The organism is Bradyrhizobium sp. HKCCYLS2038, from assembly GCF_051167655.1.
Taxonomy (GTDB): domain Bacteria; phylum Pseudomonadota; class Alphaproteobacteria; order Rhizobiales; family Xanthobacteraceae; genus Bradyrhizobium.
On record NZ_JBNPTM010000004.1, the window covers coordinates 429,561 to 454,313 of the forward strand.

Consider the following 24,753-nt stretch of genomic DNA (forward strand, 5'->3'; position numbering starts at 1 on the left):
CCACAGGCCGTAGTGGGACGAAGATCGTCTGCCACCGTGCGTTACCGCGGCATCACGCGGTATGGGTCCCGGCGTTCGCCGGGACGACACCATTTGTGGAGCGACCGTATGCCTCCAACGCTCACCGCTATTGCGAGCGAAGCGAAGCAATCCCAGGGCCACGGCGATCGCGTCAGCGCCAACAACACGCACCGACCAACCGCCCTACTCCGCCGCCTCCACCTTCAGCACACCGCGGCGGATCTGGTCTTCCTCGATCGATTCGAACAGCGCCTTGAAGTTGCCTTCGCCAAAACCGTCGTCGCCCTTGCGCTGGATGAACTCGAAGAAGATCGGGCCGATCGCGTTGGCGGAGAAGATCTGCAGCAGCACCTTGGTGTGGCCGCCCGCAACGACGCCCTCGCCATCGATCAGGATGCCGTTGCGCTTCAGGCGGGTGATATCCTCGCCGTGCTTGGGCAGCCGCGCATCGATGCGCTCGAAATAGGTGTCCGGCGGCGACGGCATGAACGGCAGGCCGGCGCTGCGCAAACCTTCCACCGTCGCGTAGATGTCACGCGCCCCGCAGGCGATGTGCTGGATACCCTCGCCGCGATAGGTCTTGAGATATTCCTCGATCTGGCCGGCATCGCCGGCGTCCTCGTTGATCGGGATCCGGATCTTGCCGTCAGGGCTGGTCAGCGCGCGCGAGAACAGGCCGGAGGCGCGGCCCTCAATGTCGAAGAAGCGGATCTGGCGGAAGTTGAACAGTTTTTCGTAGAAGCCGGCCCATACGTCCATACGGCCGCGGTGCACGTTGTGGGTCAGGTGATCGATGTAGTACAGGCCTGATCCCGCAGGCCGCGGATTGCGCGCGCCGGTCCACTCGAACTCGAGATCATAGGCCGATCCCTTAGGCCCGTAGCGATCGACCAGATACAGCAGGCTGCCGCCGATGCCCTTGAGCGCGGGCACGTCCAGCGTCTTCTGCTGTGACGGCAGATCCGCCGGCTCGGCGCCGAGCGCGATCGCCCGGGCATAGGCCTTATCAGCATCGACTACGCGAAACGCCATCGACGGCGCACAGGGGCCATGCGCGGCGACGAAGTCATGGCCGTGGCTGCCGGGCTCCTCGTTGACGAGGTAGTCGATGTCGCCCTGGCGGTACAGCGTGATCGCCTTGGTCCTGTGGCGCGCGACCGCCGCAAAGCCCATCAGCTTGAACAGCGCATGCAGCTCGCCGGCGTCGGGATGGGCGTATTCGACGAACTCGAAACCATCCGTGCCCATCGGGTTGTCGGCGGAGATGGTGGCAGGCGGCGCGTCGTGCGGAAACGGACCCATCGGCGGAAGCTCCCTTGGCTGTCTTGGCCAATGATCTCCCGGAACGCGCGCACGGAGCATGCAAACCATTGTCATTTTCGCCTGGATATGCACGATCCGCGCACAATCTTGGAGAATAACGCATGATCTCCGTCGACAGCTTCGATCTCCGTCTCCTCGCCGCGCTTCAGGACGACGGCCGCCTGACCAACCAGGAGCTGGCCGAGATCGCAGGCCTCTCCGCCTCGCAATGCTCGCGGCGGCGGATGCGGCTGGAGGAAGACGGCGTCATCGCCGGCTATCGCGCCCAGCTCGCCGCCCGCGCGCTCGGCTTCGAGCTGATCGCCTTCATCCAGATCACGCTGGCAACGCATTCGCCCGACAACGCGCAAAAGTTTCGCGCGCTGGTCAACCGCGTCGACGACATCCAGGAGGCCTATGCGCTCACCGGAGATTCCGACTATCTGCTCAAGATCGTGCTGCGCGACCTCAAGAGCCTGTCGGACATCGTCAACAACGTGCTGATGCCGCATCAGAGCGTGGCGCATGTGCGCTCCTCGATCGTGCTCGACCGGCTCAAGGAGAGCGCGAAGCTGCCGCTGGGATCGCTGTCCCCAGGCTGACCGGCGTGTCGCGAAACGAGGGAATTGTGCCATTCCCGCGCGCCACGGCTTCTGCGACAATCGTCCCGTTCCCAGACCCGCGAGACGACCATGGCACTGCAGCTTCGGCCCAACTGTGAATCCTGCGACAAGGACCTGCCGCCGTCCGCGACGGATGCGCGGATCTGCTCGTACGAATGCACGTTCTGTGCTGACTGCGTGGAGACGAAGCTGTTCAACGTCTGCCCGAACTGCGGCGGCGGCTTTGCGCCGAGGCCGATCCGGCCGTCGCGGGAATGGCGGCCAGGCGTCTGCACGGCGAAGCAGGCACCGTCCGACAAGCGCGTGCATCTGAAATACGCGGCCGAGGAGGTCGCGGCGTTCGTGGCTGGGGTGAAGGACGTCATGCCGGAGAATCGCTGATCTCTCTCCTCGTCATTCCGGGGCGGCACGCAGGGCCGAGCCCGGAATCCATAGCCACCACTGGACGTGTGGATGGAATGCATAGCCACGAGCAGCTCGCACGACATGTCCGCCTGTGAGTATGGATTCCGGGCTCGCGCTGCGCGCGCCCCGGAATGACGGCGGTGGATGAGGTGGCTATTCGGCGGCGGCAACGATGGTGCCCTCGACCTCGCCGAAGCCGACGCGGTAGCCCTGCCCCTGACACCAGCCGCGCATCACCAGCGAATCGCCGTCCTCCAGGAACGCGCGCTTCACGCCGCCGGCGAGTTCGAGCGGCTCGGTGCCGTTCCAGCTGATCTCCAGCAGGCTGCCGCGCTGATGCTTCTCCGGGCCGGAGATGGTGCCGCTGCCCAGGAGATCGCCGACACTCATGGCGCAGCCGGAGGAGGCGTGGTGCATCAGCTGCTGCACGCTCGACCAGTACATGTATTTGAAGTTGGTCTGCGAGATGGTCTGCGCGGAGTTGCTGCCATCAGCACGCAGGGCAACGTCGAGCGCGAGATCGTAGTTCTGCGCGGCCTTCTGCTGCAGATAGGGCAGCGGCGTCGGATCCTGCGCCGGTCCGGCGACACGGAACGGCTCCAGCGCTTCCCGTGTCACGACCCATGGGCTGATCGAGGTCGCGAACGCCTTGGCCTGGAACGGTCCGAGCGGCACATATTCCCATTGCTGGATGTCGCGCGCGCTCCAGTCGTTGAGCAGCACGAAGCCGAAGATCATCGCCTCAGCCTGCGCCTCGCTGAGCATCTCGCCGAGCGATGAGGACTGGCCGATGACCACGCCCATCTCCAGCTCAAAATCCAGCCGCTTGCACGGGCCGAAGCTCGGCACATCGGCGCTTGGCGGCTTGAGCTGGCCGCGCGGCCGGCGCACCCTGGTGCCGGAGACGACGACGGTCGAGGCGCGGCCGTTGTAGCCGATCGGCATGTGCAGCCAGTTCGGCTGCAGCGCATTGTCCTTCCCGCGGAACATCACGCCGACATTGGTGGCGTGCTCCTTCGACGAGTAGAAGTCGGTATAGCCGGCGACATGGAACGGCAGGTGCAGCGTCACGTTCGAGCGCGGCAGCAGCGCCCGGCTGCGCAGCGGCTTGTCGTCGCGCAGACGCGGATTGTCATCGCGGAGCAACGTGCTGATCGCCGCGCGGGTCTTCGACCACACGGCAGGGCCGAGCGCCATGAAGGCGTTGAGCGAAGATTGGGCGAACACCTCATAGGCCGGCGACAGGTCGAGCAGGCCTTCGTCCTCCAGCACGGCGAGATCGAGCACGAAGTCGCCAATGGCGACGCCGATGCGTGGCTTCGGAGAGTCGGCGGCGGAGAACACGCCGTAGGGCAGGTTCTGGATCGGGAAGTCGGACGAGGGATCGACCGGGATGAAGGAGCGGAGCGAGGGGTCGTTGGGGTGGGGCACGTCGTGTTCCTGCGTTCGCGCCAAGCCTTCCGGTGTCGTTCCGGGGCGGCCCGCAGGGCCGAGCCCGGAATCCATAGCCACAGGAAGATGTGTGAGGCGAGTTGGTTGTGGCTCAACTTTCCATACACACGGTCTGTCGTGGTTATGGATTCCGGGCTCGCCGCTATCGCGGCGCCCCGGAATGACGGCGAGAGTCTTTGTTATGGTCGGTTCGGATCGAACCGCTTCTCCAATCCGTTCCAGCAATCTGCGTAGTCGCTCTGCAAGGTCCCGGACTCCGCGGCGTGCTTGGTGATCCGCTGCGGGAAGCGGGTTTCGAACATGAAGGCCATGGTGCCCGTCAGCTTGACCGGCTTCAGCTCGCCATTGCTGGCGTGGTCGAACGCCTCGCGATCCGGGCCATGCGGCAGCATGCAGTTGTGCAGCGACATGCCGCCGGGCACGAAGCCTTGCGGCTTGGCGTCGTAGACGCCGTAGATCAGGCCCATGAACTCGGACATGATGTTCATGTGATACCACGGCGGGCGGAAGGTGTTGTCGGCGACCATCCAGCGCTCGGGGAAGATCACGAAGTCGATGTTCGCGGTGCCGGCCGTCTCCGACGGCGAGGTCAGCACGGTGAAGATCGACGGATCGGGATGGTCGAAGCCGATGGCGCCGACCGGCGAGAACGTCCGCAAATCGTATTTGTATGGCGCGTAGTTGCCGTGCCAGGCGACGACATCGATCGGCGAGTGCTTCAGCTCGGTCTTGAACAGCGCCCCGCCCCATTTGACGTAGAGCTCGGTCGGCGCGTCCTTGTCCTCATAGGACGCCACCGGCGTCAGGAAGTCGCGGGCGTTGGCGAGGCAGTTGGCGCCGATCGGGCCGCGCTCCGGCAAGGTGAAGGCCCCGCCGTAGTTTTCGCAGAGATAGCCGCGCGCCGGTCCCGCGGGGATCTCGACCCGGAATTTCACGCCGCGCGGGATCACGACGATCTCGCCGGGCTCGGCGTCGATGCGGCCGAACTCGGTGACGAACAACAGGCGGCCCTGCTGCAGCACGAACATCAGCTCGCCGTCGGCATCGTAGAAATGCTGATCGACCATCGACTTGGTGATGACGTAGACATGCGTCGCCATGCCGGCCTGCGTCGCGGCGTCACCCGCCGTCGTCATCGTCTGCACGCCCTGCAGGAACGTCACCTCGCCCGCCGGCAGCGGCGTCGGATCCCAGCGCAGCTGCTGGACCGTGATCTCCTGCTCGTGGCAAGGCGCGGTGCGCCACAGCCCGGCATCGACCTTCGTGAAGCGACCGGAGTGCTTCACCGAGGGACGGATGCGGTACAGCCAGGAGCGCTCGTTGGAGCCGCGCGGCGCCGTGAACGGCGAGCCTGAGAGCTGCTCGGCATAGAGCCCGTAGGCGCAGCGCTGCGGCGAGTTGCGCCCGATCGGCAGCGCGCCGGGCAGCGCCTCGGTCTCGAACGAATTGCCGAAGCCGGACATGTAGCCCGGGGTGACCTGCCCGGTGGCGCGGTTCAGCTGGCCAGGTGATGTGTTGACGTTCATCATCCTTCTCCTTGCAGGCGGGCCCACATCTCGCGGTCACGCTCGGCGGTCCAGATCACGGGATCGTCGATGCCACTGGCTTCGTCATAGGCACGCGACACGTTGAACGGCAGGCAGTGCTCGTAGATGGCGAAGCTCGAGAATTTGGGATCCATCACCTCGCGCGTCGCCGCCATCGACTCCTTGAGGCTGCGTCCCTTGGCGACCGACATCTCAGCGGCCCCATACAGCGAGGAGACGAAGTCGCGGGTCATCGCGATAGCTTCTCGCACGGTCGACTCGCCCTTCAGCGCGTCACCACGGCCGGGCGCGATCGCCTTTGGATTAAAGTCGCGGATCTCGTTCAGGGTCGACGGCCATTCGCGCAAATACGCATCGCCGCAATAGCAGGCCGAGTGGTATTCGATGAGATCGCCTGAAAACATTACCTCGGCGTCAGGCACCCAGGCGACGATGTCGCCGGAGGTGTGGCCGGCGCCGAGCTGGATCAGCTGCACCTCGCGCTTGCCGAGATGGATGGTCATCTCGCCCTCGAAGGTCAGCGTCGGCCAGGTCAGGCCGGGAATGCTCTCGGCGTCCTGGAACAGCCGGGGAAAACGGCCGTACTCCGAATCCCAATCCTGCTGGCCGCGCTCGACGATCAGCCGGTGCGTCTCCTGCGAGGCGACGACCCCTTGCGCGTGATACGCCGAGGCGCCGAGCACGCGCACGGCGTGATAATGCGACAGCACGACATATTTGATCGGCTTGTCGGTGACCGTCTTCACTCGCTCGATCACCTTGTTGGCCATCGCCGGCGTCGCCTGGGCGTCGAACACGATGCAGCCGTCGTCGCCGACGATGACCGCCGAGTTCGGATCGCCCTCTGCGGTGAACGCGTAGAGATCCGGGCCGATCTCGGAGAACGTGACCTTCTTCTCGGCCATGTCGGTGGTGGACGCGAAACCTTTCGCCATCAGTTCATTCCCTGTGTACGCCGCAGCCTATTGCTGCTGCTGTTGTTGCTGTTGACTGGTGTCGGCCATGCTGCGTTTCGCGAGCGCGATCGCCTCGTGCAACACGCCGATGTCACCGATGTGATTGGCGAGGATCAGGACCAATGCCGCATCGAGATCGGCGCTTTCGAGGTCCGAGAGTCCCCGATGGGCTTCGACGATGGCGCGAAAGGCGTCGTCGGGCTTGGCGAAATTGGACGCGGTCGAGAGTGACATGGCCGCGGCTCCCTCAGTTGATGCCGGAAGCGCGCGCGACCGCGGCCTCGATCGCGGCACGGCTCGGATGCCGGAAGCGCGCCGCGACATAACCGTCCGGGCGCAACAGATAGGATGTGCCGGGATCGGCACCGTAGCGCCGGCCCGCAAAGCCCTCGCTATCGGCGAAGCCATCCGGGCCGCCGATGCTCACGACACCGACGTCGTCGGGCACGTCGGTAGCCGCGCCATTGGCAAACGACAGCAGGGTGAAGCGACGGCCAAGAGCATTGAACGCATCGGTGAGATGAAGCTGACGTCCGTCCGCGGCCCTCAGCGGCGCATCCGGCATTGATGTTCCCGGACAGGGTCCGGCCTGCCAGACCGCGTCGTCCTCTGTCGACAACGGCGTATCATAGACCGAGGGCACCGACAGCCGGCCGCCATTGACCATGCGCTTGCCGAACTCGGTTTGCCGAGCCAGCGCGAGCACGACCTTGCGCAGCCGGGCTTCCTGGTGCGAGTTCGGCGCCATGAAATCCGTCGCCCTTGTGGACTCCCGGATGTTTTCGTCGGCCGCCGCGCTCCGCTCCAGATGATAGGTCTCGAGCAGCGCCTCGGGCGAGGATCCGCTGAGCACGCGATCGAGCTTCCAGGCCAGATTCTCCGCGTCCTCGAGACCCGAATTGGCGCCGCGCGCTCCGAACGGCGACACCTGATGGGCGGAGTCGCCCGCGAAGATCACGCGGCCGTGGATGAACCGCTCCATGCGCCGGCACTGGAACTTGTAGAGCGAGATCCATTCGAACTCGAACTGATCGTGGCCGAGCATGCGCGCAATGCGCGGACGGACGTTGTCAGGCTGTTTTTCCACGGTCGGGTCGGCAAAGCGGCTGAGCTGCAGGTCGATGCGCCAGACAGCGTCGGGCTGGCGATGCAGCAGCGCCGAGCGTCCGGCGTGGAACGGCGGATCGAACCAGAACCAGCGCTCGGTCGGGAATTCAGCGGTCATCTTGACGTCGGCGATCAGGAACTGATCCTCGAACACTTTTCCCGAGAAGCCGGCGCCGACCATCTGGCGCAGCGACGAGCGCGCGCCGTCGCAGGCGATGACATATTGCGCCGACAGCCGGTACGGTCCCTCCGGCGTCTCGATCGTCAGCACCGCGCGGTCATTGCGTTGCTCCAGCGCCGTCACCTTGTTGCGCCAGCGCAGCGAGATCGCCGGCAGCTCGTTGACGCGGTCGACCAGATAGGCCTCGGCGTAGAACTGCTGCAGGTTGATAAAGGCCGGGCGCTTGTGGCCGGGCTCCGGCAGCAGGTTGAACTGATAGAGCTCGGACGGGCCGTGGAAGATGCGGCCAACGTTCCAGACGACGCCCTTGTCGACCATGCGGTCGCCGACGCCGAGGCGGTCCCAGTAATCCAGCGAGCGCTTGGAGAAGCAGATCGCGCGCGAGCCCTCGCCAATGCGGTCGGCATCGTCGAGCACCACGACCGCATGGCCGCGTTGCGCGAGATCGATCGCGAACGACAGGCCGACGGGACCAGCGCCCACAACGACGACGGGATGCTCGGCCGGCGTGGCCTGATCCTGATCGCCGTGCCTGATATAGCCGAACTGAACCTTTGCCTGGCTCGCGCCCTGCCCCGGATTGGTCTGCACCATGGCTTGCTCGCCTTATGGTTTCTTGAAGATCGAAGCGACCGACATTTCCTCAGGTGAGGCCTGCGTCCAGCATGCCAGACGACCGACTTCCAGATTGTCTTGCCAGATAGTCTCACCTGCAACTATTCTAAAGCCGACGGCCTCGGCCGCGTCAACTCAAAAAAATCGGAGCGCGAACGTGGCGACCTCACCCACCGCGGCGTCCAGGCGGCCGGCGAAACCCGCCGACGGCGAGCAGAATGCCGCACTGCCGCAGGGCGAGGAGCGGCTCGATCTGTTCAAATTCGCACCGTTCCGGCTGAACCGGCTCGCCGCCGAGGTCAGCGCCGCGCTGGCGAGCGAGTATCGCGAGCGCTACGGGCTCGACATTCCGGAATGGCGGGTGCTGGCGACGCTCGGCTTCCGCCGCGAGGCCTGCAGCGCGCAATATGTCGCAGCCTGCACCCGCACCCACAAATCGACCATCAGCCGCGCCGTGACGTCGCTGCTGGAGCGCCGCTTGATCGAGCGGGTGGAGAATGCCGAGGATCGCCGTGAGTTTCGCCTGCGGCTGACCCGCAAGGGCAAGACCCTGTACGAGGAAATGATCCCGCGGCTGCAGCAGCGCGAGCGCGAGATCATGGCGTGCCTGTCGGCGGACGAGCGCAAGCTGTTCGACCGGCTGATCGGCAAGATCGAGACGAGCCTGGATCTGATCCAGACCAGCGAGGAAGCCGACGCCAAGCAGGCCTATTAGTTGTGAGCGCGTAGGGTGGGCAAAGCATCGCCGAAGGCCAAGCGTGCCCACCGTTCTTCGTCAAACGACCGCGGTGGGCACGGCGCGCGACAGCATAGTCCAACAACGAACACCTCCCAGGCGCCTTTGCCCACCCTACGGCAGCTGGGCGTCACAACCGATCCCTCCGCCGTCATTGCGAGGAGCGAAGCGACGAAGCAATCCAGAACTGCATACTCGGCCCCTGGATTGCTTCGCTGCGCTCGCAATGACGGGTGTTGAACCAGCGTCACAGCTAATATGCATTGCATGCATTGAGTAGCCGAACGAAAACTGCATCAACATACTCCGCCGTCATCCCGGCGAACGCCGGGATCCATCACCACAGGGAGTGGTTTGGGGCAGGCTGGTGGTTGGCATCTCGCAACTCACGTCGGCTGCGGCGTGGGTCCCGGATCGGCGCCGCGACGTGCTTCGCACGTCGCGGCTTGTCCGGGGACGACGGCGGAGGATGGGGCGGATTCACGGTTCAAACAACTGCTGCGTATTCGGGACATGTCGGCGCAGTCTCGCGGCAGACTCTGCCCGAGATGATCCATCAGTTCGTCCCTCGCGAGAACGCAAGGGCGCAGGGAATGCCGGGTGAAGGCCTCACCCATGGCCCGCCTGCGAAAAAAATGCAGGCGGCGAGAACCACAGGTTCAGCCGAACATCCGGCATTCCCTGCGCGACGGGCTTACGGCTGCTTCGCGATCTCCCCGGTGCGCCGGCTTGTTGGCCACCGTATCGCGACAATGCGCTTGCGCGCATTGCGCGGACCTCAGCGTCGGGAGGCCAGGACCACGCGACTTGACCGTCCGCAAGCGCCCGTTCGTCCGCACATCCGGTCAGGACATGCTGCGAGCTCTCGCGGCCATCGCATCCCCGCCTCGCGTGTCGTGACGATCGCGCGCTACGCCCCTTGCATCGAGACGGGATGCGCGGAGATAATCATAATTTCCGATAATACGCAAGAGATTTATTTTTATCGGAAATGATATGGCCTCATGGTTCGAGACGCGTCGCAAGAGCGACGCTCCTCACCATGAGGGGCAAGAACTGAGACCGGGCTGCAAGCCGCCATGAGCGTGCTCATAGTCTGCTCGCGTCGATCGGCTGCCATCAGCATCTCCCCTCACCCTGAGGAGCCCGCGCACGCGGGCGTCTCGAAGGGCAAGGCCCGCGCTGCGGCCTCATGGTTCGAGACGCGTCGCAAGAGCGACGCTCCTCACCATGAGGGGTCGGAGCGGAAACCAGGGCTGGACGGGCTAAGATAGCGCTCATATTGAGGACCGCGCACGGGCCGCCTTCGGCGACGCCTCAGTCACGGCCTCATGTTGCCTGTGACCGGCGCCGCTCCGCTGCCACATCGACGGTCTCGGTGCCGTCTTCACGCCAGCGCAGGATCTCCATCGCCAGCACCGGGTGGTTGAAGCCCTTCAGATGCAGATCGTCGATCGGCCTGGCGTCGACCTGGTGCTCGACGACGCCGAACACGCGGCGCGAGACGATCACCTGGCCGGCCTTGGCCTCGTCGCACAGCCGCGAGGCGAGGTTGGTCACGCTGCCGATGGCGGCATATTCCAGCCGGTGCTCGAAGCCGACCTGGCCGATCGTGGCGTAGCCGAGCGCGATGCCGACGCCGAAGCCCAGGCTGTGGCCGCGGTTCTTCCAGCGCTCGGTCAGCCCGCCGATCTCCTCGCGCATCTCCAGCGCCATCTTCACCGCGCGGGTGGCGTGGTCGTCGAACGGGATCGGCGCGTTGAACAGGATCATCACGCCGTCGCCGGCGTAGCGGTCGAGCGTGCCCTCATATTTAAAGATCAGCTTGCCGAGGGCTGCGTGATATTCGCGCAGCACGTTCATCGCTTCTTCCGGCTCGGTGGTCTCGGTGAACGCGGTGAAGCCGCGCAGATCGCAGAACACCACCGTGACCTCGCGGCGATGGCTTTCCAGCAGCGCATCATGGCCATCCGACGAGGCGATGATCTGCGCGACCTGCGGCGCCAGGAAGCGCTCGAGGCGGCGAATGCGCTCGATCTCCGCGAGCTGCTTCTCGACTCTTTCTTCCAGCGACTTGTTCCATTCGCGCAGCTGCTCGGTCTGCTCGGTGAGCTTCGCCGCTTGCTGCTGCACGGTGCCGTGCGCCAGCGCCAGCTCGCGGCCCTTCTGATCGACCTCGGTGAACAGCCGCGCGTTGCGCATCGCCAGCACCGCCTGGTGGGCGAAGGTGCGCATCAGGCCGATCAGGTTCGGCGGAAACGCGCCGGCCGCCCGCCGGAGCACGACGAGCGCGCCGAGCACGCCCTGCTGATCGACCAGCGGCGTGAACAGCACGGCATGAAACCCGGCTGCCACTGCAACGTCGCGCAACGGATGGTCGGGCGCGGTCGCGAGCTCGGCGATCGCGATCGGCTCGCCGCTGCGGACCGATTCGGCCAGCAGGCTCGCTTCCTCGTCGAGCGTGTTGTAGGCCGCATCCTGCGCACGCTCGATGCCCTTGGCTTCCACAAGCTTGAAGCTGCGCGTAACAGCCTCATAGGAATAGATCAGGACCGCGTCGGCATGGGTGATTTCGAGCGCGCGCGCCGCCACCGTGGGCAGCACCGCGTTGAGATCGAGCGAGGACGAGACCGCGCGCCCGACCTCTTCCAGCACCTTCAGCTCGTTGATCGATTGCGCGAGATCGCGCGTGCGCTCCTCGACCTTAGCTTCGAGAACGGCATAGGACTGCGCGAGCTGTCCCGCCATGCTGTTGAACTGATCGGCCAGCTCCTCCAGCTCGTCATGGGTCTTCACCTCGATGCGCTGCTCGAAGTCCCCCGCGCCCAATCGGCGCGCACCGGCGCGCAAGGCCGTGATCGGAACGAGCATGCGGCGCGCCAGCAGCGAGCCGGCGAGCGTCGCCACGGCGAGGCCGAGCGCGATCAGCAGCGCACCACGCAGCAGCTGATCGCGGATCGGCGCCAGCGCATGCGCGGTCGACTGCTCGAAGAACACCGCCCAGCCGAGCTTGGGCAGCGTCGCGGCTGCCGACAGCACCGCGTGTCCTTCTCCGTCGGTGCCGGAGGCCAGCGGCTGCCCGTCGGGCGCGAGCACGGCCGCGACCTGCGGCAGCTTGGACAGATCCTGTCCCACCGCCGGCCCCTTCGCCGAGCTCGCCAGCACCAGACCCTTGGGATCGATGACATAGGCGGTGCCGACCTTGCCGACCTGCGCCTCGGTCATGAAGTCTTCGAGAAAGTCGAGATCGATGTCGGCCACCGTCACGCCGGCATTGAAGCCGGAATGCGCGACCGAGATCGACATCATCGGCTGCGCGCCCTTGAAGGTGACGGCCGAGAAATTGCTGCCATGGGTGACGGTTTCGGTGAAGCGCAGGTCGCGCGACAGGTCGGTGCCCGACGAGAACGAGATCGCGGTACGGGAGACCCGGAGCTGCTCGCGTCCCTGGCCGTCGAGCTGATAGAGCTGCCGCACGGCCGGCGCCTGGCTCAAGAGCTGGACGTAGTCGGCGCGACGGTCCTCCAGCGTCTTGGCACTCGCGCGCGTCACCCAGCTGATCTGGCGCTGCAGGTCGGAGACTGCCTGGTCGATCCGCCGCGCACTGGCATCGGCCTTCTCGGCCATGGCGGCCGTCAGGCTCGCTTTGGTGGCCTGATAGCTGATCCAGGTCTCGGTCGCGCCGTTCACGGCCAGCACGAACACCACGAGCCCGACCAGCGAGACGACATATTTGGCGAACAGGCCCTGCCGCAGCGACCAGCCTCTGTTCTCGACCTCGTTCATCCGGACCCCTCGCGCGTCTTCGCCGAGGCTAAAACCCCGGACGGGCGCGTTCGCTGCCATCCTCGCGGCAGCGACACTCTGGCGGCAGCACCAGTCTGCTCTGAGCGATTTCGCCGCCGGTCGTGGTCTAGCACAGAATGTGAGCTGAGGCGGGCTCGCTGGCGGACGTCGGCCATGTCCATGTGATGGTCGCACGGGCCGCGACCATCCTCCTCCCCCATTCGGAGGAGGCCATCAAAAGATTGAGGTCTTATGCTACCGGTTGAAAATCCGCTTGAGAACGTCGTTCATCGGCTGGCTGTCTTGCGCGCTGTCCGGAGACGGCTCGGACCGATCCCGCGAGGTCTGGTCCGGCTCGGCCTGCGGCGTCTGATTGGCCTGCGGCGGCTGCAGCAGCGGAACGCCGCCCTCGGAAGGCACCACCGTCCGGCCGCGGCTTCTGGGCTGCGGCTGCGTGCCGCCCTGCTGCAGTCCCTGCTGGATCAGATTGCCGATCGCCGCACCAAGCTGGCCGCCGAGCAGATCGGATTGACCCGCAGGGGGTGCCTGCGTGTTTGGAGTCGTGCCTGAGGGGGTAGTGGTGCCGGTGTTGGGCGCGGCGCTGCCAAGCAGGCCGCCGAGGCCGTTGATCAGGTTGTTGAGCCCGGCGCCATCCTTGCCGAACAGGCCCTGCCCCATCTGCTTGAGCTTGGCATAGGCCGCATCCGGATTATCGAGGATGCCGGCCATGTCGGGATAGAAGCGCGGCTGGCTCCACGGACCGTCGATGACGACGGGAATGCCGAGACCGACCGGATCCGAGGCCCGGCCCTGGCCTTCCGTCGTCAGCACCAGCTTCGGCTCGACGCGCATGGCGAGCGCCCGATTGCCGAGATCGATCGTGCCGCCGCCCGTCACCTTCACCAGCGGCCCGATCAGATTGAGGTCGCTGGTCGCGGCCTGGCCGCGCTCGACCTGGAACGAGGCCGAGAGCTGGGTCAGGTCGGTCGACAAGTCCTTGGCGTCCTGCCAGCCCGACAGCGGATTGGTGGTCAGCGAGCGGATCATCTGCGCGACGTTGATGCCGCGGATCACGCCGTCCTGGAACAGCAGAAACGCCGAGCCGCTCAGATTGCTCATGATCGCCTGCTGGCTCGCACCGGTCGAGCGCAGCGCCAGCTTGCCCTGCAGCCGGGCGTCGAGCTTGTCGAACTCGGCGACGTTCTGCAGCAGCGGCAGCGCGCGGATGCCGACGAGATCGCAATGCATCGCATAGGCCGGGTTGCCGGTGGAGGCGTCGACGACGAGCTCACCGCTGGCCTGCCCGCCATAGGCGCCGAGATTGGCAATCGTCGCCTTCAGCAAGCCGCCGGCCAGCGATGCCTCGACATCGAGCGGACCGAGGCGCGCTCCGGCCACGCCGACATCCGTCGCCGACAGCTTCACGCGCGCATCGACATAATTGAGGCCGCGCAGATCGATCGCCGCCGTGCTCCAGCCGGGAGAACCAACCGCGCGCTGTGACGCCGGACTGCCAATATCCAGACGGCGCACGTCGAGATCGAGCTTCACCAGCGGCTTGCTGGCGAGATCGACCGAGGCCCAACCGTTGAAGTCGCCATCCCCAAGCGTGCCGCTGAGGCCGTTGATCATCACCACAGGCCCGTTCAGCCGGACGTCGGCGCGGCCGGCCAGCACGCCGCGGAATGCGCTGGCCATGCCGATCTTGAACTCGACCGGCAGCGTCTGCCGGTCCAACGGCATCGCCGGCGCGGCCGCCGTGATGTCGAACGTCACGGGGCTTCCGCCGGCCTGGGCGGTCCCGGTGACCTTGATCTTGCCGTCGCTCAGCGAGGCCGTCGCGCCGATGCTGTCGAGCCGGTTCTCGACCCTGTCGCGCGGGTTGGACAGAACGACGGCGCCGTCCTTGACCGTGACCCGCTCGATCCGGACGGCGGGCGCCGCCTCCGGCTTCGCCGCCGAGCGGACGCGCGGCGTCGTGTCCCGCAGGCGCTCGCGCAGCAGCGGCATATACAGGGTCGGCTTCTCGATAATGATGTCGCTGATGTCGGGCCGGCCGGACCACAGGCTCGACAGCGTCATGTCCGCCTGCAGCTTGCCGATGGTCAGCCGATTGCTGCCGTCCCGATCCTTCGCATCCTGCAGCGTGATGTCGGTCAGCGTCGCACGCAGCGACGGCCACACGCTGACGCTCGCGGAACCCGCCACGCTCAAGCGATAACCGGTGTCGCGCTCGACGCGGTCCTGGATGGCCACCGTCAGGAAGCCCGCCGGCAGCCCAAAGGCGAGCGCCAGTGCGATCACGACGATGACGGCGCCAACCAAACCGCCAGCGATCTTCAATGCCTTCATGTCGATGTCCCAATCGCGGCGCGCGAGCGGCCTACACGGGTTAGCATGCGGCAACGCCAACCCGGTTCAAAATCAATCTCGGAACCAGAGCCGCCCCGACAGCGACCAAACTAGTCGGAAGCCCATGCGCCTTTATGTGACTTATGACACACTTCTGCCGGAGGGGTTTCGGTAACTGGGGCTTTCACACCATTGCTATGGGTATACCGATGAGCAAGCAGGCCGAATTTGCGGTCATTCTGAAGATGAACCCGATGTTCGCCGACCTCGGTGCCGACGAGCTTCAGCGCATCTCAAACCTGTGCCACACCCAGCACCTCTCCGCGGGCGAGGTGCTGTTCCAGAAGGGCGACCCCGGCAATGCCCTGTTCGGCGTCCGGCGCGGCCAGGTCCGGATCGAGACCGGCGCGACCGATGGCAGCAGGCTGACGCTCAACTTCATGGGACCCGGCGATCTGTTCGGCGAGGTCGCGGTGCTCGACGGGCAGGAGCGCACCGCGGACGCGACGGCCGGCGAGGTCACCGAACTGTTCGTGCTCCGGCGCGAGGATTTCCTGAGCTTCCTGGAGCGCGAGCCGAAGGTCGCGATCAAGATCATCCAGCTGTTGTGCCAGCGCATCCGTTGGCAGAGCGAGCGCATGGAGGAGTCGGTGCTGCAGCCGCTGCCGATTCGCCTGGCCCGCCGGCTGTGCGCGCTGGCCGAGGATTTCGGCTCCGAGGTGCACATCTCGCAGGAGCAGCTCGGCATCTTCGTCGGTGCCGCGCGCGAGAGCGTCAACCGTCAGCTCCAGACCTGGCGCAAGGACAAGATCCTCGACCTGCAACGCGGCCGCATCCTGCTGCACGACCTGACCAGGCTCAACACCATCGCCCGCAACGAGTAGGCGGACGGCGCGCGGCAAATCCGACGATTCCTGGCCGGGCTCGCGGCGGAAACCGCGCGCTATGCTGCGAGAGGTAACGCCGGCGACCAAACATGATCGCATTTGGGCCACCACGGCTCACGATTTGCGACATGAACTATTTTTAACAGTTCTAACCAGGGGTCGATCCGGCAGCGGCGATGTCCCTTCGCCGGTGCGCTCGCGCGCGCCGGCGGGCTTGCCGCGCCAGAACAACTGAGTTGGAAGCGACGTCATGAGCCTTGCGTTACCGGCAATCGTGATCGAGACAGGCGGCTCGATTGCCAGGTGGCGCAGGGCTCTTTCGGCCTGGATCGACGCCGTCGACGACTGCTGGACCGTGTCGTTGCTGATCATCGGTTTCGTTGCGGCCTGGATGGCGTATTTTTCGATTGCCTATGTCGGAGGCGATCTCCACCAGGATGTGATCGAGACCTGGTCGCTGGGGCGCAGCTTCGACTGGGGCTCGACCAAGCACCCGCCGCTGATGAGCTGGGTGGCGCGGGCCTGGACGGCCGTGTTCCCGCTGACGAACTGGTCCTTCAACCTGCTGGCGCTGGTCAACGCGGCGATCGGCTTGTGGGCCGTCGACCTGATCACGCGGCGCTTCGCGCGCGGCGACAAGCGCCTCATCGTGCTGCTGCTGCTGATGCTGCCGCCGATCTATCAACTGCACGCGCAGCGCTTCAACGCGAATGCCGTGCTGCTGTCGACCTGGCCGCTCGCGACCTGGTGCTTCCTGCGCTCGTTCGAGACCCGCCACGCCGGCTGGGCGGTTGCGGCCGGCGTGACCGCCGCGTTCGCCATGCTCGGCAAATACTACTCGATCTTCCTGATCGGCAGCTTCGCGGTCGCCGCCCTTTGCCACCGCGAGCGACGGGCCTATTTCGGCTCGGCCGCGCCGTGGATCGCGTCGCTCGCCGGGCTGGTCGTACTGGCGCCCCACCTGATCTGGCTGGCCGAGACCGGTGCGCAGCCGTTCTCGCACGCGATCGAACATCACGTCGGCAAAACCCGAGCGGCCGCCCTGGTGGAAGCCGCGGGCTTCGTGCTGGCGATGGCCGGCATCGTCGGCGTCCCCGGGCTGATATGGCTGGCCATGACCCGCCCTCGCCCCGCGCGCGTGCTGAACGATGCGCTCAGTCTCGGCTCCGGGCTGCGGCTGCTCGCCATGATCAGCTTCGGCACCGTTCTGTTTCCGGCGCTGGTGTCCGCGACCTTCGGCACCGACATGCCACCGCTCTGGGGCCTGCAGGGGGTGTTCCTGTTCGTCATCGTCATCGTCTGCGGCGCCAGCTATCAGGCTCCGCGCGACCACACGATCAATCTCGCCGCGATCACGTTGGCGATCGCGGCGCTGGCCGTAACCGTGGTTGCGCCGCTGCATGCGTTGTATCGGATCTACGTCCCGCTCAACGAGGGCCGCAATTTCTATGCACCCGCCATGGCCGAGCTCGACCGGCTGTGGCGGACGTCGTCGGACCAGCCTCTCGCCATCGTCGGCGGCGACGATGGCCTGGCGTTCGCCGCGGCGTTCTACAGCGCTGACCATCCGCTCTACGAGATGAGCCTGGTGCATCCGTACGAGCTGCGGCTTCCCGATGCGGCGCTGAACCCGCAGGGCTGGGCGGCGCTGTGCTACGACACCGACGTCTCCTGCATCGCCGGCATGACGGCCGCGGCGGCGCGGGCGAAAGGCTCGGTGCGCGTCGGCTTCACGCTGCGGACCAAGCTGTTCGGCTGGCACGGCGCCAGCCAGGGATTTGTCGCGTTGATCGTGCCGCCGGCGATCACGCCGTCGAAGGAGCGCCCGGCCACTCCCGAGGATGTCAGCGCCCGCAGCCGCCTGCCTGAGACGGACTGAGCAACGCTGTCATTCCGCCGCCGGCGAGATCACCGATGGCGGCGGCTTCGGCGCGTGCTCCGGTGGCGCCGCGTGATCTGCCTCCGCAGCATCGCCTGACGACACCACCAGCTTGCGGCCGATCCGCGCGAACAGCGCGCCGACGTCGTCCATCACCAGGAACATCGCCGGCACGAACAGCAGCGACAGCACGGTCGAGAACACCAGGCCGCCGATCACCGCCAGCGCCATCGGCGAGCGGAATTCGCCGCCGGCGCCGACTGCGAGCGCGCTCGGCATCATGCCGGCGACCATCGCGATCGTGGTCATCACGATCGGCCGCGCCCGCTTCATGCCGGCGTCGACGATCGCCTCGTCGCGCCGGCTGCCGGCGTGGATCGCCTCGATCGCGAACTCGACCAGCATGATCGCGTTCTTGGTGACGATGCCCATCAGCATCATCATGCCGATATAGACCGGGATGGTGAGCTGCTTGCCCGTCAGCATCAGCGCCCCGATCGCGCCGCCGATCGAGAGCGGCAGCGAGAACAGGATGGTGATCGGCTGCAGGAAGGTGCCGAACAGCAGCACCAGCACCGCGTAGACGATCATCATGCCCGCCGTGATCGCGGTGATGAAGCCGGAGGCGAGCTCGTTCAGGCTTTCAGCGTCATCCGACGGGATCAGCTTGACGCTCGCGGGCATCGTCTTTCTGACCGGCAGATCGTCAATCAGCTTGGTCGCATCGCCGAGCGCCGCGAGGCCAACGAGATCGGCCGAGACCGTGGCCTGTCGGCCGCGATCGTAGCGGCTGATGCTGGTCGGGCCCTGATCGAGCTTGATGTCGGCGACGACCGCCAGCGGCACGCCGCCCTTTTCGCCGAACTGGCCGAGCGGCACCCGCAGCTGTTCGAGGATCTTCACGTCGCTGCGCGCCGCATCCTCCAGCTGGACGCGGATCGGGACCAGGCGACCGCCGGCGTCGTATTTGGCGAGCGCGGGCCCGACATCGCCGATGGTGGCGACGCGGATCGTCTGCGACAGGCTTTCCGTGGACACGCCGAGGCGCGCGGCCAGATCGGCGCGCGGCTGCACGCGCAATTCCGGCCGGTCGAGCGAGGTGTCGGACACCACGTTGGAGATGATCGAAATCCGCTTCATCTGCGAGGCGAGTTCGCTCGCGACGTTGTCGACCAGCTTGGGATCTGAGCCGGTCAGCACCAGCTTGATCGGACGCAGGCCGTTCTCGTCGGTGAACCAGAAGCGAATGTCCGGGATGGTCTCCAGATCCTTGGTGATCTCGAGCTCGAGTTCCTTCTGGGTGATCTTGCGCTCGGTCTTCGGCGTGTAGTTGACGATCATCCCGGCGCGGCGGACCTCCATCGCTCCCTGCAGCCGGCCGCCATCGACGAACACGCTGCGCACCTCGGGCCGCTTGCGCAGCCGCGCCACGATGTCCTCGGTGACCTTCTCGGTGTAGGCGAGCTGCGCGCCCGGCGGCAGCTCGATCGCGAGCAGCGAGCGCGCCGCGTCCTGTGCCGGCAGGAAGCCCTTCGACAGCAGCGTCGTGCTCCAGATCGAGGCCGCGAAGATGCCGACGCCGAGCAGGATCGTGATGTAGTAGTGCTTCACCGACCAGGTCACGATGCGCTGATAGGCCCGCAGGATGATGCCCGGCGGCGGATCGTCATGGTCGTGGTGCTTCATGAAGTAGGCCGCCAGCATCGGCGTGACGAACCGCGCCGCCAGCAGCGAGAAGAACACCTGCACCGAAACGGTGATGCCGAACTGCTTGAAGAACTGCCCGGCGATGCCGGACATGAAGCTGGCCGGCGCGAAGATCGCGATGATGGTGAGGCTGATGGCGATGACCGCGAGGCCGATCTCGTCGGCGGCGTCGAGCGCAGCGCGATAGGGCGACTTGCCCATCCGCATGTGGCGCACGATGTTCTCGATCTCGACGATGGCGTCGTCGACGAGGATGCCGGTCGACAGCGTGATCGCCAGGAACGACACCATGTTCAGCGAGAAGCCGAGGATGTCCATTGCCCAGAACGCCGGGAAGATCGAAAGCGGCAGCGAGATCGCCGCGATGATCGTCGCCCTGAGATCGCGCAGGAACAGCAGCACGATGATGACGGCAAGGATCGCGCCCTCGAACAGGGTCGAAATCGCGGCGTCATAGTTGCCTTTGGTGAATTCGACCGACGTATCGATCAGCCGGAGATCGACGTCGGGATGGGCAGCCTTCACCTGGTCGATGCGCTTCTGCACGGCTTCGGCCACGACAACGTCGCTGGCGCCCTTGGCGCGCTTGATGCCCAGCGCCACCACCGGCTCGCCGTTGAATCGCGCGAAGGTGCGGCGATCGGCGATGGTGTCGGTGACCGTCCCGAGATCGGCGAGCCGGACCTCGCCGCCGCCGAACAGCGGGATCATGGTGTTGGACAGCTCGTTCAGCGTCTTGGCGCCGGCGAGCGTGCGGATGGCCTGGTCGTTCTTGCCGATCTCGGCGCGCCCGCCGGCGACGTCGACATTGGTGCCGCGCAGGCTCTGGCTGACATTGACGGCGGTGAGGCCCATCGCCTGCAGCCGGTCGGGATCGAGCGAGACCAGGATCTCGCGCTCGACACCGCCGATGCGCTCGACCTGGCTGACGCCGCGAACGCCCTGCAGCTCGCGCTTGACGACATCGTCGACGAAGAACGACAGCTGCTCCGGCGTCTTGCCCGGCGCGATCGCGGCATAGGTGACGATCGGCAGGCCGATCTTGTCGACGCGTGAGATCAGGGGCTCGGTGACGTTCTGCGGCAGGTCGGAACGGACCCGCGTCACCGCGTCCTTGACGTCGTTGATGGCGCGATCGGTGTTGGTCTCCAGCGCGAAGGTGATCGTCGTGACCGACAGGCCGTCGGTGATCAGCGACTGGATGTGCCGCGCGCCCTCGACGCCGGAGACGCCGTCCTCGATAATCTTGGTGACCTGCGATTCGAGCTCGGACGGCGCCGCGCCGAACTGCGCCACCGCCACCGAGATCACCGGGATGTCGGCGTTCGGCAGCCGCGTCACCGCGAGCTTGGTGAAACTCATCCAGCCGAGGATCAGCAGGATGATCGAGAACAGGATCGACGGCAGCGGGTTCCGGATCGACCATGCCGAGATATTCAGTGCCATCAGCGTACCCGCGTGCGATCGATGTCTTCGGCGAACATGGTCTTGATCTGGTCGCCATCATGCAGCGAGCTGCCGGCGTCGGCGACCACGATCTCACCTTCGGTGAGACCGTCCAGAATCTCGGTCGACGTATCGGACACCAGGCCGACCCGGACCTTGCGGGTCTCGACCGTATTGCCCTTCACGACCTGGACGGTGAGATGGTCGATCGCGGTGTTCGGGATGGCCACCCCGCAGCTGCGCCGCGCATCGATGTTGGCGCGGGCGAACATGCCGGGCTTCAGCGACGGATTGCTGGTCAGCGTGATCCGGACATGGCCGAGCTGGGTCGACCGGTCGACCTGCGGCGAGGCCACGCGCAGCTTGCCGACGATGTCGGGAAGATTGTCGCGGGTGACGCGGACCGGCACGCCGGTGCTGAGCTTCAAGAGGTGAACGCTGGGGACTTCGGCGTCGAGCTCCAGCTCGCCGTTGACGGCGATGCGGAACATCGGCCCGGCCTGCGGTGACGCCGGCGCGCCGACGATGGTGCGGACTTCGGTGACGAGGCCGGCGGCCGGCGCGCGCAGCGACACGGGACGGCCGGCCGCCGCGGCAGGCGCCCCCGGCTGCGGCGGTGGCGGCGTCAGGCGGGCGAGCTCCTGGTTCTCGGTGACGGTGTCGCCTTCCTTGACCAGCACGTCGGTGACCCGCGATCCCTCCTGGTCGGCGCCGACCACCGCCTCGCGGCGGGGCACGACGAAGCCGGTGACGCGGACGAGATCGGAGAAGCAGGCCTTGGCCGCCTTGGTCACCAGCACCTGGGCCTGCATGCGCGGCTCCTCCTCCGAGGGATGCGGGCGATGCTCGTACAAGTAATAGCCCGCAAAGAGGGCCACGAAGACCACCGCGCTGGCCGCGGTTTTGAGCGATTTGGGCAGGGTCATAGAAGAGCGGGTCCGGTCGGCGCGGGATGCGGTTTCACGATGCAGCGGATGCCGGCACTGGCGAGACGGAATCCACTGCGGCAAGACGATGCGCCCCGCAAGCCTGCGGGACGCATCCGGTGACCTCGGTCTCTCGCCACGCGACCCCCGACGGCGTGCAGACGCGGCGCTACTTGGCGGCCGCCGTCTTGCTCTGCATGTTGACGACCTGGACGCGGCGGTTCACTTCGGCGAGTGGCTGAGCCGGGTCCTTAAGCTTGCTCTTGCCGTAGCCCACCGTGACCAGATCGGCGCCGGCGATGCCGAACTTGTCGACCAGATAGCGCTTGATCGCATCGGCGCGACGTTCCGACAGATCCTGATTGTAGCCGTCGCCGCCCGCGGCGTCGGTGTGGCCGGCGACGACGAAGGTCGAGCCCTTGAGATCGGCGCTGGTCAGCGCCCGGCCGAGCGCCTGCACCGAGGGCATCGACTTCTGGCTGATGTTGGCGGAATTGTAGTCGAAGGTGATCTCGAGATCGATGTTCGGCTTGGTCTTGGCCACGGCCGCGATCTCCTCGCGCTCCGCAGTCGACAGCGAGCGCGTCGAACGGCCGCGAATGCTCTGCAGGAACTTGTCCTGCTGCGGGTTCGCCGCAGGCGCCGCCTCTTCGGACGGCGGCGCCATCGACAGCCCGCGGGTGAGCGGCTTCTTCGGTCCGGCAAGCGCACGGACGATCTGATCTTCGGTCACGTCTTCGGCCGCGAAGGCCTGCGTGATGCCGAACGATGCGAACATGCCCAGGCTGGCGGCCACCAGCAGACCGGTCAGGCCGGGGGCTTTGGTCGAAATCTTTGGTGCGGTCATTGCCAATCCTCCTCGCGCGCAACTCACGCGAACTCATGTTCCGCCTCGCCGCGAGCGCCCGCTCGCGAGTCCGGCTGTTCGCGTTTATGTCGGCCCGGCGCGCCGCATGGTTCGAGGCGGCCGGCGGGCGGGCGCAAAAAATCAGCGCACGCCGTAGCTTTCGAATTCGCGGACGATGTTCGGATCCATCGCCTTGGCATTGGCGATGTCCAGCGCGCCTTCCTGCGCCGCGCCGTTGCGCTGTTTGGCGAGGCCCCGCCCGTACAATGATGACGTCAGCCGCGGATTGATCTTCAGCGCCGCATCGAAATCGGCGATCGCGTTCTTGGCCGCGCCGCTCTTCAGGTTCACCAGGCCGCGGCTGTCCAGCGCATCGACGAAATTCGGTCGCAGCCGCAGCGCCTCGTTGCAATCGCGCAACGCCGACTGCAGATCGCCGACCACGGTCCGCGCCCAGCAGCGGTTGTTGAGCGCCTCGACGTCCTTTGGATTGATCCGGATGGTCTCGTCGAAATCGCGGATCGCAGACGCATAGGCGCCCTTGCTGGCATAGACTTGGCCGCGCCGATACAGCGAGCCGGCGTCCTCCGGATTCTTGGCGAGCTTCTCGGTCAGGCCCTTGATCACCGGATCGTCGGCAAACGGATCAGAAGGCGCGACCGGAGCAGGAGGCGTCGGGGCAGGAGGCGGTGGCGCGGGCGGCGTCGGAGCGGGAGGCGCGAGGTTCGCGACCGGCGGCACCGGCGTGGGTTCAGACGTCGGCGCCGGCGGTGCAGGCAACACGGGCGGAGCCGGCGGTTCGATCTTCTGCACTGGCGGCGGCGGTGCTGGCGGCGGCGGTGCCGGCACGGGCACAGGCGGCGCCGCCGCGACCTTCGGCGTGGGAACCGGCGTCGGGACCGGCGCGGGAGCCGGCGCGGTGCTGATCTCGGCCGGAGGATTCGGCCGTGCGCCGCCCACGCCCGGAACGAAGGAGAAATCCTCCGCCAGCGAGGACGAGATCCACGGCACCTGCTCGCTGCGCGAGGCCCGCGTCACACCGACGCGGGTGCGGTTCAGCGTCTCCTCGGCGGTCAGGTCGGGCACCCGGATCTCCTTGAGGAGCTCCTGCACGAACAGGCTGCGGTCGCGGCCGGTATCGGACACCACCGAGGACAGCGCGGCGGAATACATCACCAACGTACCGCTCGGCGCGATCACCGGGGCCAGTCCGGACGACGCGGTCCGGAACCTTCGCTCATAGGGATTGCGGCGGGAGGCATCGAGCAGAGCGATCTTCACGCCGGCCCCGCGGCTGTTGATCTCCTGCAGCACCTGCTCGAGGCTGATGCCGTCACGCCGCACGTCGGCCTCCTGCCAGATCTGCGCGTCGACCGGGACCATGTAGCTGGTGCGGCTCGACTGGATGCCGAAGCCGGAGAAGAACAGCAGCGCCACCGAGCCGGGTTTGATCTTGCCATACAGCCGCTCGAGGCCGCGGCGCATCGCATCGCCGGTGGCGTTCTCGAGGGTGTCGACGCTGAAGCCGTCGCGCTTCAATTCGTCGGTCAGATCGCGCGCGTCGTTGATCGGCTCCTTGAGCGGCGCTTCGGCATCCGGATACTTGGCGTTGCCGATCACGAGGGCGAAGCGGTCACCGGCCGCTCGGGCGGGACCAGAGAACGCCACGGCGAACATCAAACCGAGCAGCAACAGCAGGCGAATCGTCATCACGATGGCGGTCCAGCGGTCCAGCAACAGGCGCCGTCCAGCTTGCGCCGCGGCGACCTTATCCCACGCGTCAGGCATTATCAAATCGCCGTGACGATCCGTCAACCGCTTGGGACGGTTGAAGAATCGTCACGACCGGCAGACTTTTCGTCGTCCTTCGATCGCCGCGAGAGGAACAATACGGTGACCCCGAGGCGAACGACGGTGAGCCGCCTCACACTGTGTCGATCCGTCAAGCGATCCGGTTCGCTTCGCCGTGATTGACCGC

17 protein-coding genes are annotated in these 24,753 nt (G+C 66.3%); 5 read left to right on the plus strand and 12 right to left on the minus strand.

All coding sequences use genetic code 11. The features are described from left to right. Positions 1–204: 204 nt before the first annotated feature. Complete coding sequence (hppD, locus tag ACQR1I_RS19965; protein ID WP_434866258.1) at positions 205–1,323, minus strand: 4-hydroxyphenylpyruvate dioxygenase; 1,119 nt, start codon at positions 1,321–1,323, stop codon at positions 205–207. A gap of 122 nt (positions 1,324–1,445) precedes the next feature. Here hppD and ACQR1I_RS19970 point away from each other — a divergent pair, with 122 nt between their 5' ends. After that, a complete protein-coding gene (locus tag ACQR1I_RS19970) occupies positions 1,446–1,925 on the plus strand; it encodes an Lrp/AsnC family transcriptional regulator (RefSeq protein WP_434866259.1) in 480 nt (159 codons plus the stop codon). 90 nt (positions 1,926–2,015) lie between these two features. Next, the gene (locus ACQR1I_RS19975; RefSeq protein WP_434866260.1) at positions 2,016–2,327 is read left to right on the plus strand and encodes a DUF1272 domain-containing protein; all 312 of its coding nucleotides are present in this window, start codon (positions 2,016–2,018) and stop codon (positions 2,325–2,327) included. Between the two features lie 177 nt (positions 2,328–2,504). Here the strand turns inward: ACQR1I_RS19975 and fahA are convergent, their stop codons facing one another. The 5 genes from fahA to ACQR1I_RS20000 form a co-directional block, all read right to left on the minus strand. Then, positions 2,505–3,782, minus strand: coding sequence for a fumarylacetoacetase (gene fahA / locus ACQR1I_RS19980; protein WP_434866261.1), 1,278 nt, complete (start codon positions 3,780–3,782; stop codon positions 2,505–2,507). 200 nt (positions 3,783–3,982) lie between these two features. Beyond that, a complete protein-coding gene (gene hmgA / locus ACQR1I_RS19985; RefSeq protein WP_434866262.1) occupies positions 3,983–5,329 on the minus strand; it encodes a homogentisate 1,2-dioxygenase in 1,347 nt (448 codons plus the stop codon). Further along, on the minus strand, positions 5,329–6,285 hold the full coding sequence (locus tag ACQR1I_RS19990) for an MBL fold metallo-hydrolase (RefSeq protein ID WP_434866263.1): 957 nt from the start codon (positions 6,283–6,285) through the stop codon (positions 5,329–5,331). Before ACQR1I_RS19990 ends, hmgA begins: the two co-directional genes overlap by 1 nt. A gap of 27 nt (positions 6,286–6,312) precedes the next feature. Continuing rightward, the gene (locus tag ACQR1I_RS19995) at positions 6,313–6,540 is read right to left on the minus strand and encodes a DUF2783 domain-containing protein (protein WP_434866264.1); all 228 of its coding nucleotides are present in this window, start codon (positions 6,538–6,540) and stop codon (positions 6,313–6,315) included. A gap of 13 nt (positions 6,541–6,553) precedes the next feature. Then, a complete protein-coding gene (locus ACQR1I_RS20000) occupies positions 6,554–8,188 on the minus strand; it encodes an FAD-dependent oxidoreductase (protein ID WP_434866265.1) in 1,635 nt (544 codons plus the stop codon). Positions 8,189–8,366: 178 nt separating this feature from the next. Here ACQR1I_RS20000 and ACQR1I_RS20005 point away from each other — a divergent pair, with 178 nt between their 5' ends. Beyond that, complete coding sequence (locus ACQR1I_RS20005) at positions 8,367–8,924, plus strand: MarR family winged helix-turn-helix transcriptional regulator (RefSeq protein WP_434866266.1); 558 nt, start codon at positions 8,367–8,369, stop codon at positions 8,922–8,924. A 1,350-nt stretch (positions 8,925–10,274) separates the two neighbouring features. On the opposite strand, the gene ACQR1I_RS20010 is transcribed toward ACQR1I_RS20005, so the two are convergent. Beyond that, positions 10,275–12,731: an adenylate/guanylate cyclase domain-containing protein gene (locus ACQR1I_RS20010; RefSeq protein WP_434866267.1), complete on the minus strand. Its 2,457-nt coding sequence runs from the start codon at positions 12,729–12,731 to the stop codon at positions 10,275–10,277. Between the two features lie 255 nt (positions 12,732–12,986). Then, positions 12,987–15,083 carry an AsmA family protein gene (locus tag ACQR1I_RS20015; protein WP_434866268.1) on the minus strand — a complete coding sequence of 699 codons (2,097 nt, stop codon included), beginning with the start codon at positions 15,081–15,083 and terminating at the stop codon, positions 12,987–12,989. A gap of 209 nt (positions 15,084–15,292) precedes the next feature. Here ACQR1I_RS20015 and ACQR1I_RS20020 point away from each other — a divergent pair, with 209 nt between their 5' ends. Together ACQR1I_RS20020 and ACQR1I_RS20025 are read left to right on the plus strand one after the other, a co-directional pair. After that, entirely contained in the window at positions 15,293–15,967 is a 675-nt protein-coding gene (locus ACQR1I_RS20020) for a Crp/Fnr family transcriptional regulator (protein ID WP_434866269.1), read from the plus strand. A 253-nt stretch (positions 15,968–16,220) separates the two neighbouring features. Beyond that, positions 16,221–17,849, plus strand: coding sequence for a glycosyltransferase family 39 protein (locus ACQR1I_RS20025; protein WP_434866270.1), 1,629 nt, complete (start codon positions 16,221–16,223; stop codon positions 17,847–17,849). A gap of 9 nt (positions 17,850–17,858) precedes the next feature. On the opposite strand, the gene ACQR1I_RS20030 is transcribed toward ACQR1I_RS20025, so the two are convergent. The 4 genes from ACQR1I_RS20030 to ACQR1I_RS20045 all read right to left on the minus strand — a co-directional run bounded on the left by ACQR1I_RS20030 (position 17,859) and on the right by ACQR1I_RS20045 (position 24,485). Then, complete coding sequence (locus ACQR1I_RS20030; protein WP_434866271.1) at positions 17,859–21,002, minus strand: efflux RND transporter permease subunit; 3,144 nt, start codon at positions 21,000–21,002, stop codon at positions 17,859–17,861. Continuing rightward, positions 21,002–21,928, minus strand: a complete 927-nt coding sequence (locus ACQR1I_RS20035) for an efflux RND transporter periplasmic adaptor subunit (protein ID WP_434866272.1) — start codon at positions 21,926–21,928, stop codon at positions 21,002–21,004. Before ACQR1I_RS20035 ends, ACQR1I_RS20030 begins: the two co-directional genes overlap by 1 nt. A 169-nt stretch (positions 21,929–22,097) precedes the next feature. Further along, a complete protein-coding gene (locus tag ACQR1I_RS20040; protein WP_434866273.1) occupies positions 22,098–22,775 on the minus strand; it encodes an OmpA family protein in 678 nt (225 codons plus the stop codon). Positions 22,776–22,916: 141 nt separating this feature from the next. After that, positions 22,917–24,485 carry a caspase family protein gene (locus ACQR1I_RS20045; RefSeq protein WP_434866638.1) on the minus strand — a complete coding sequence of 523 codons (1,569 nt, stop codon included), beginning with the start codon at positions 24,483–24,485 and terminating at the stop codon, positions 22,917–22,919. Between the last annotated feature and the right edge of the window lie 268 nt (positions 24,486–24,753).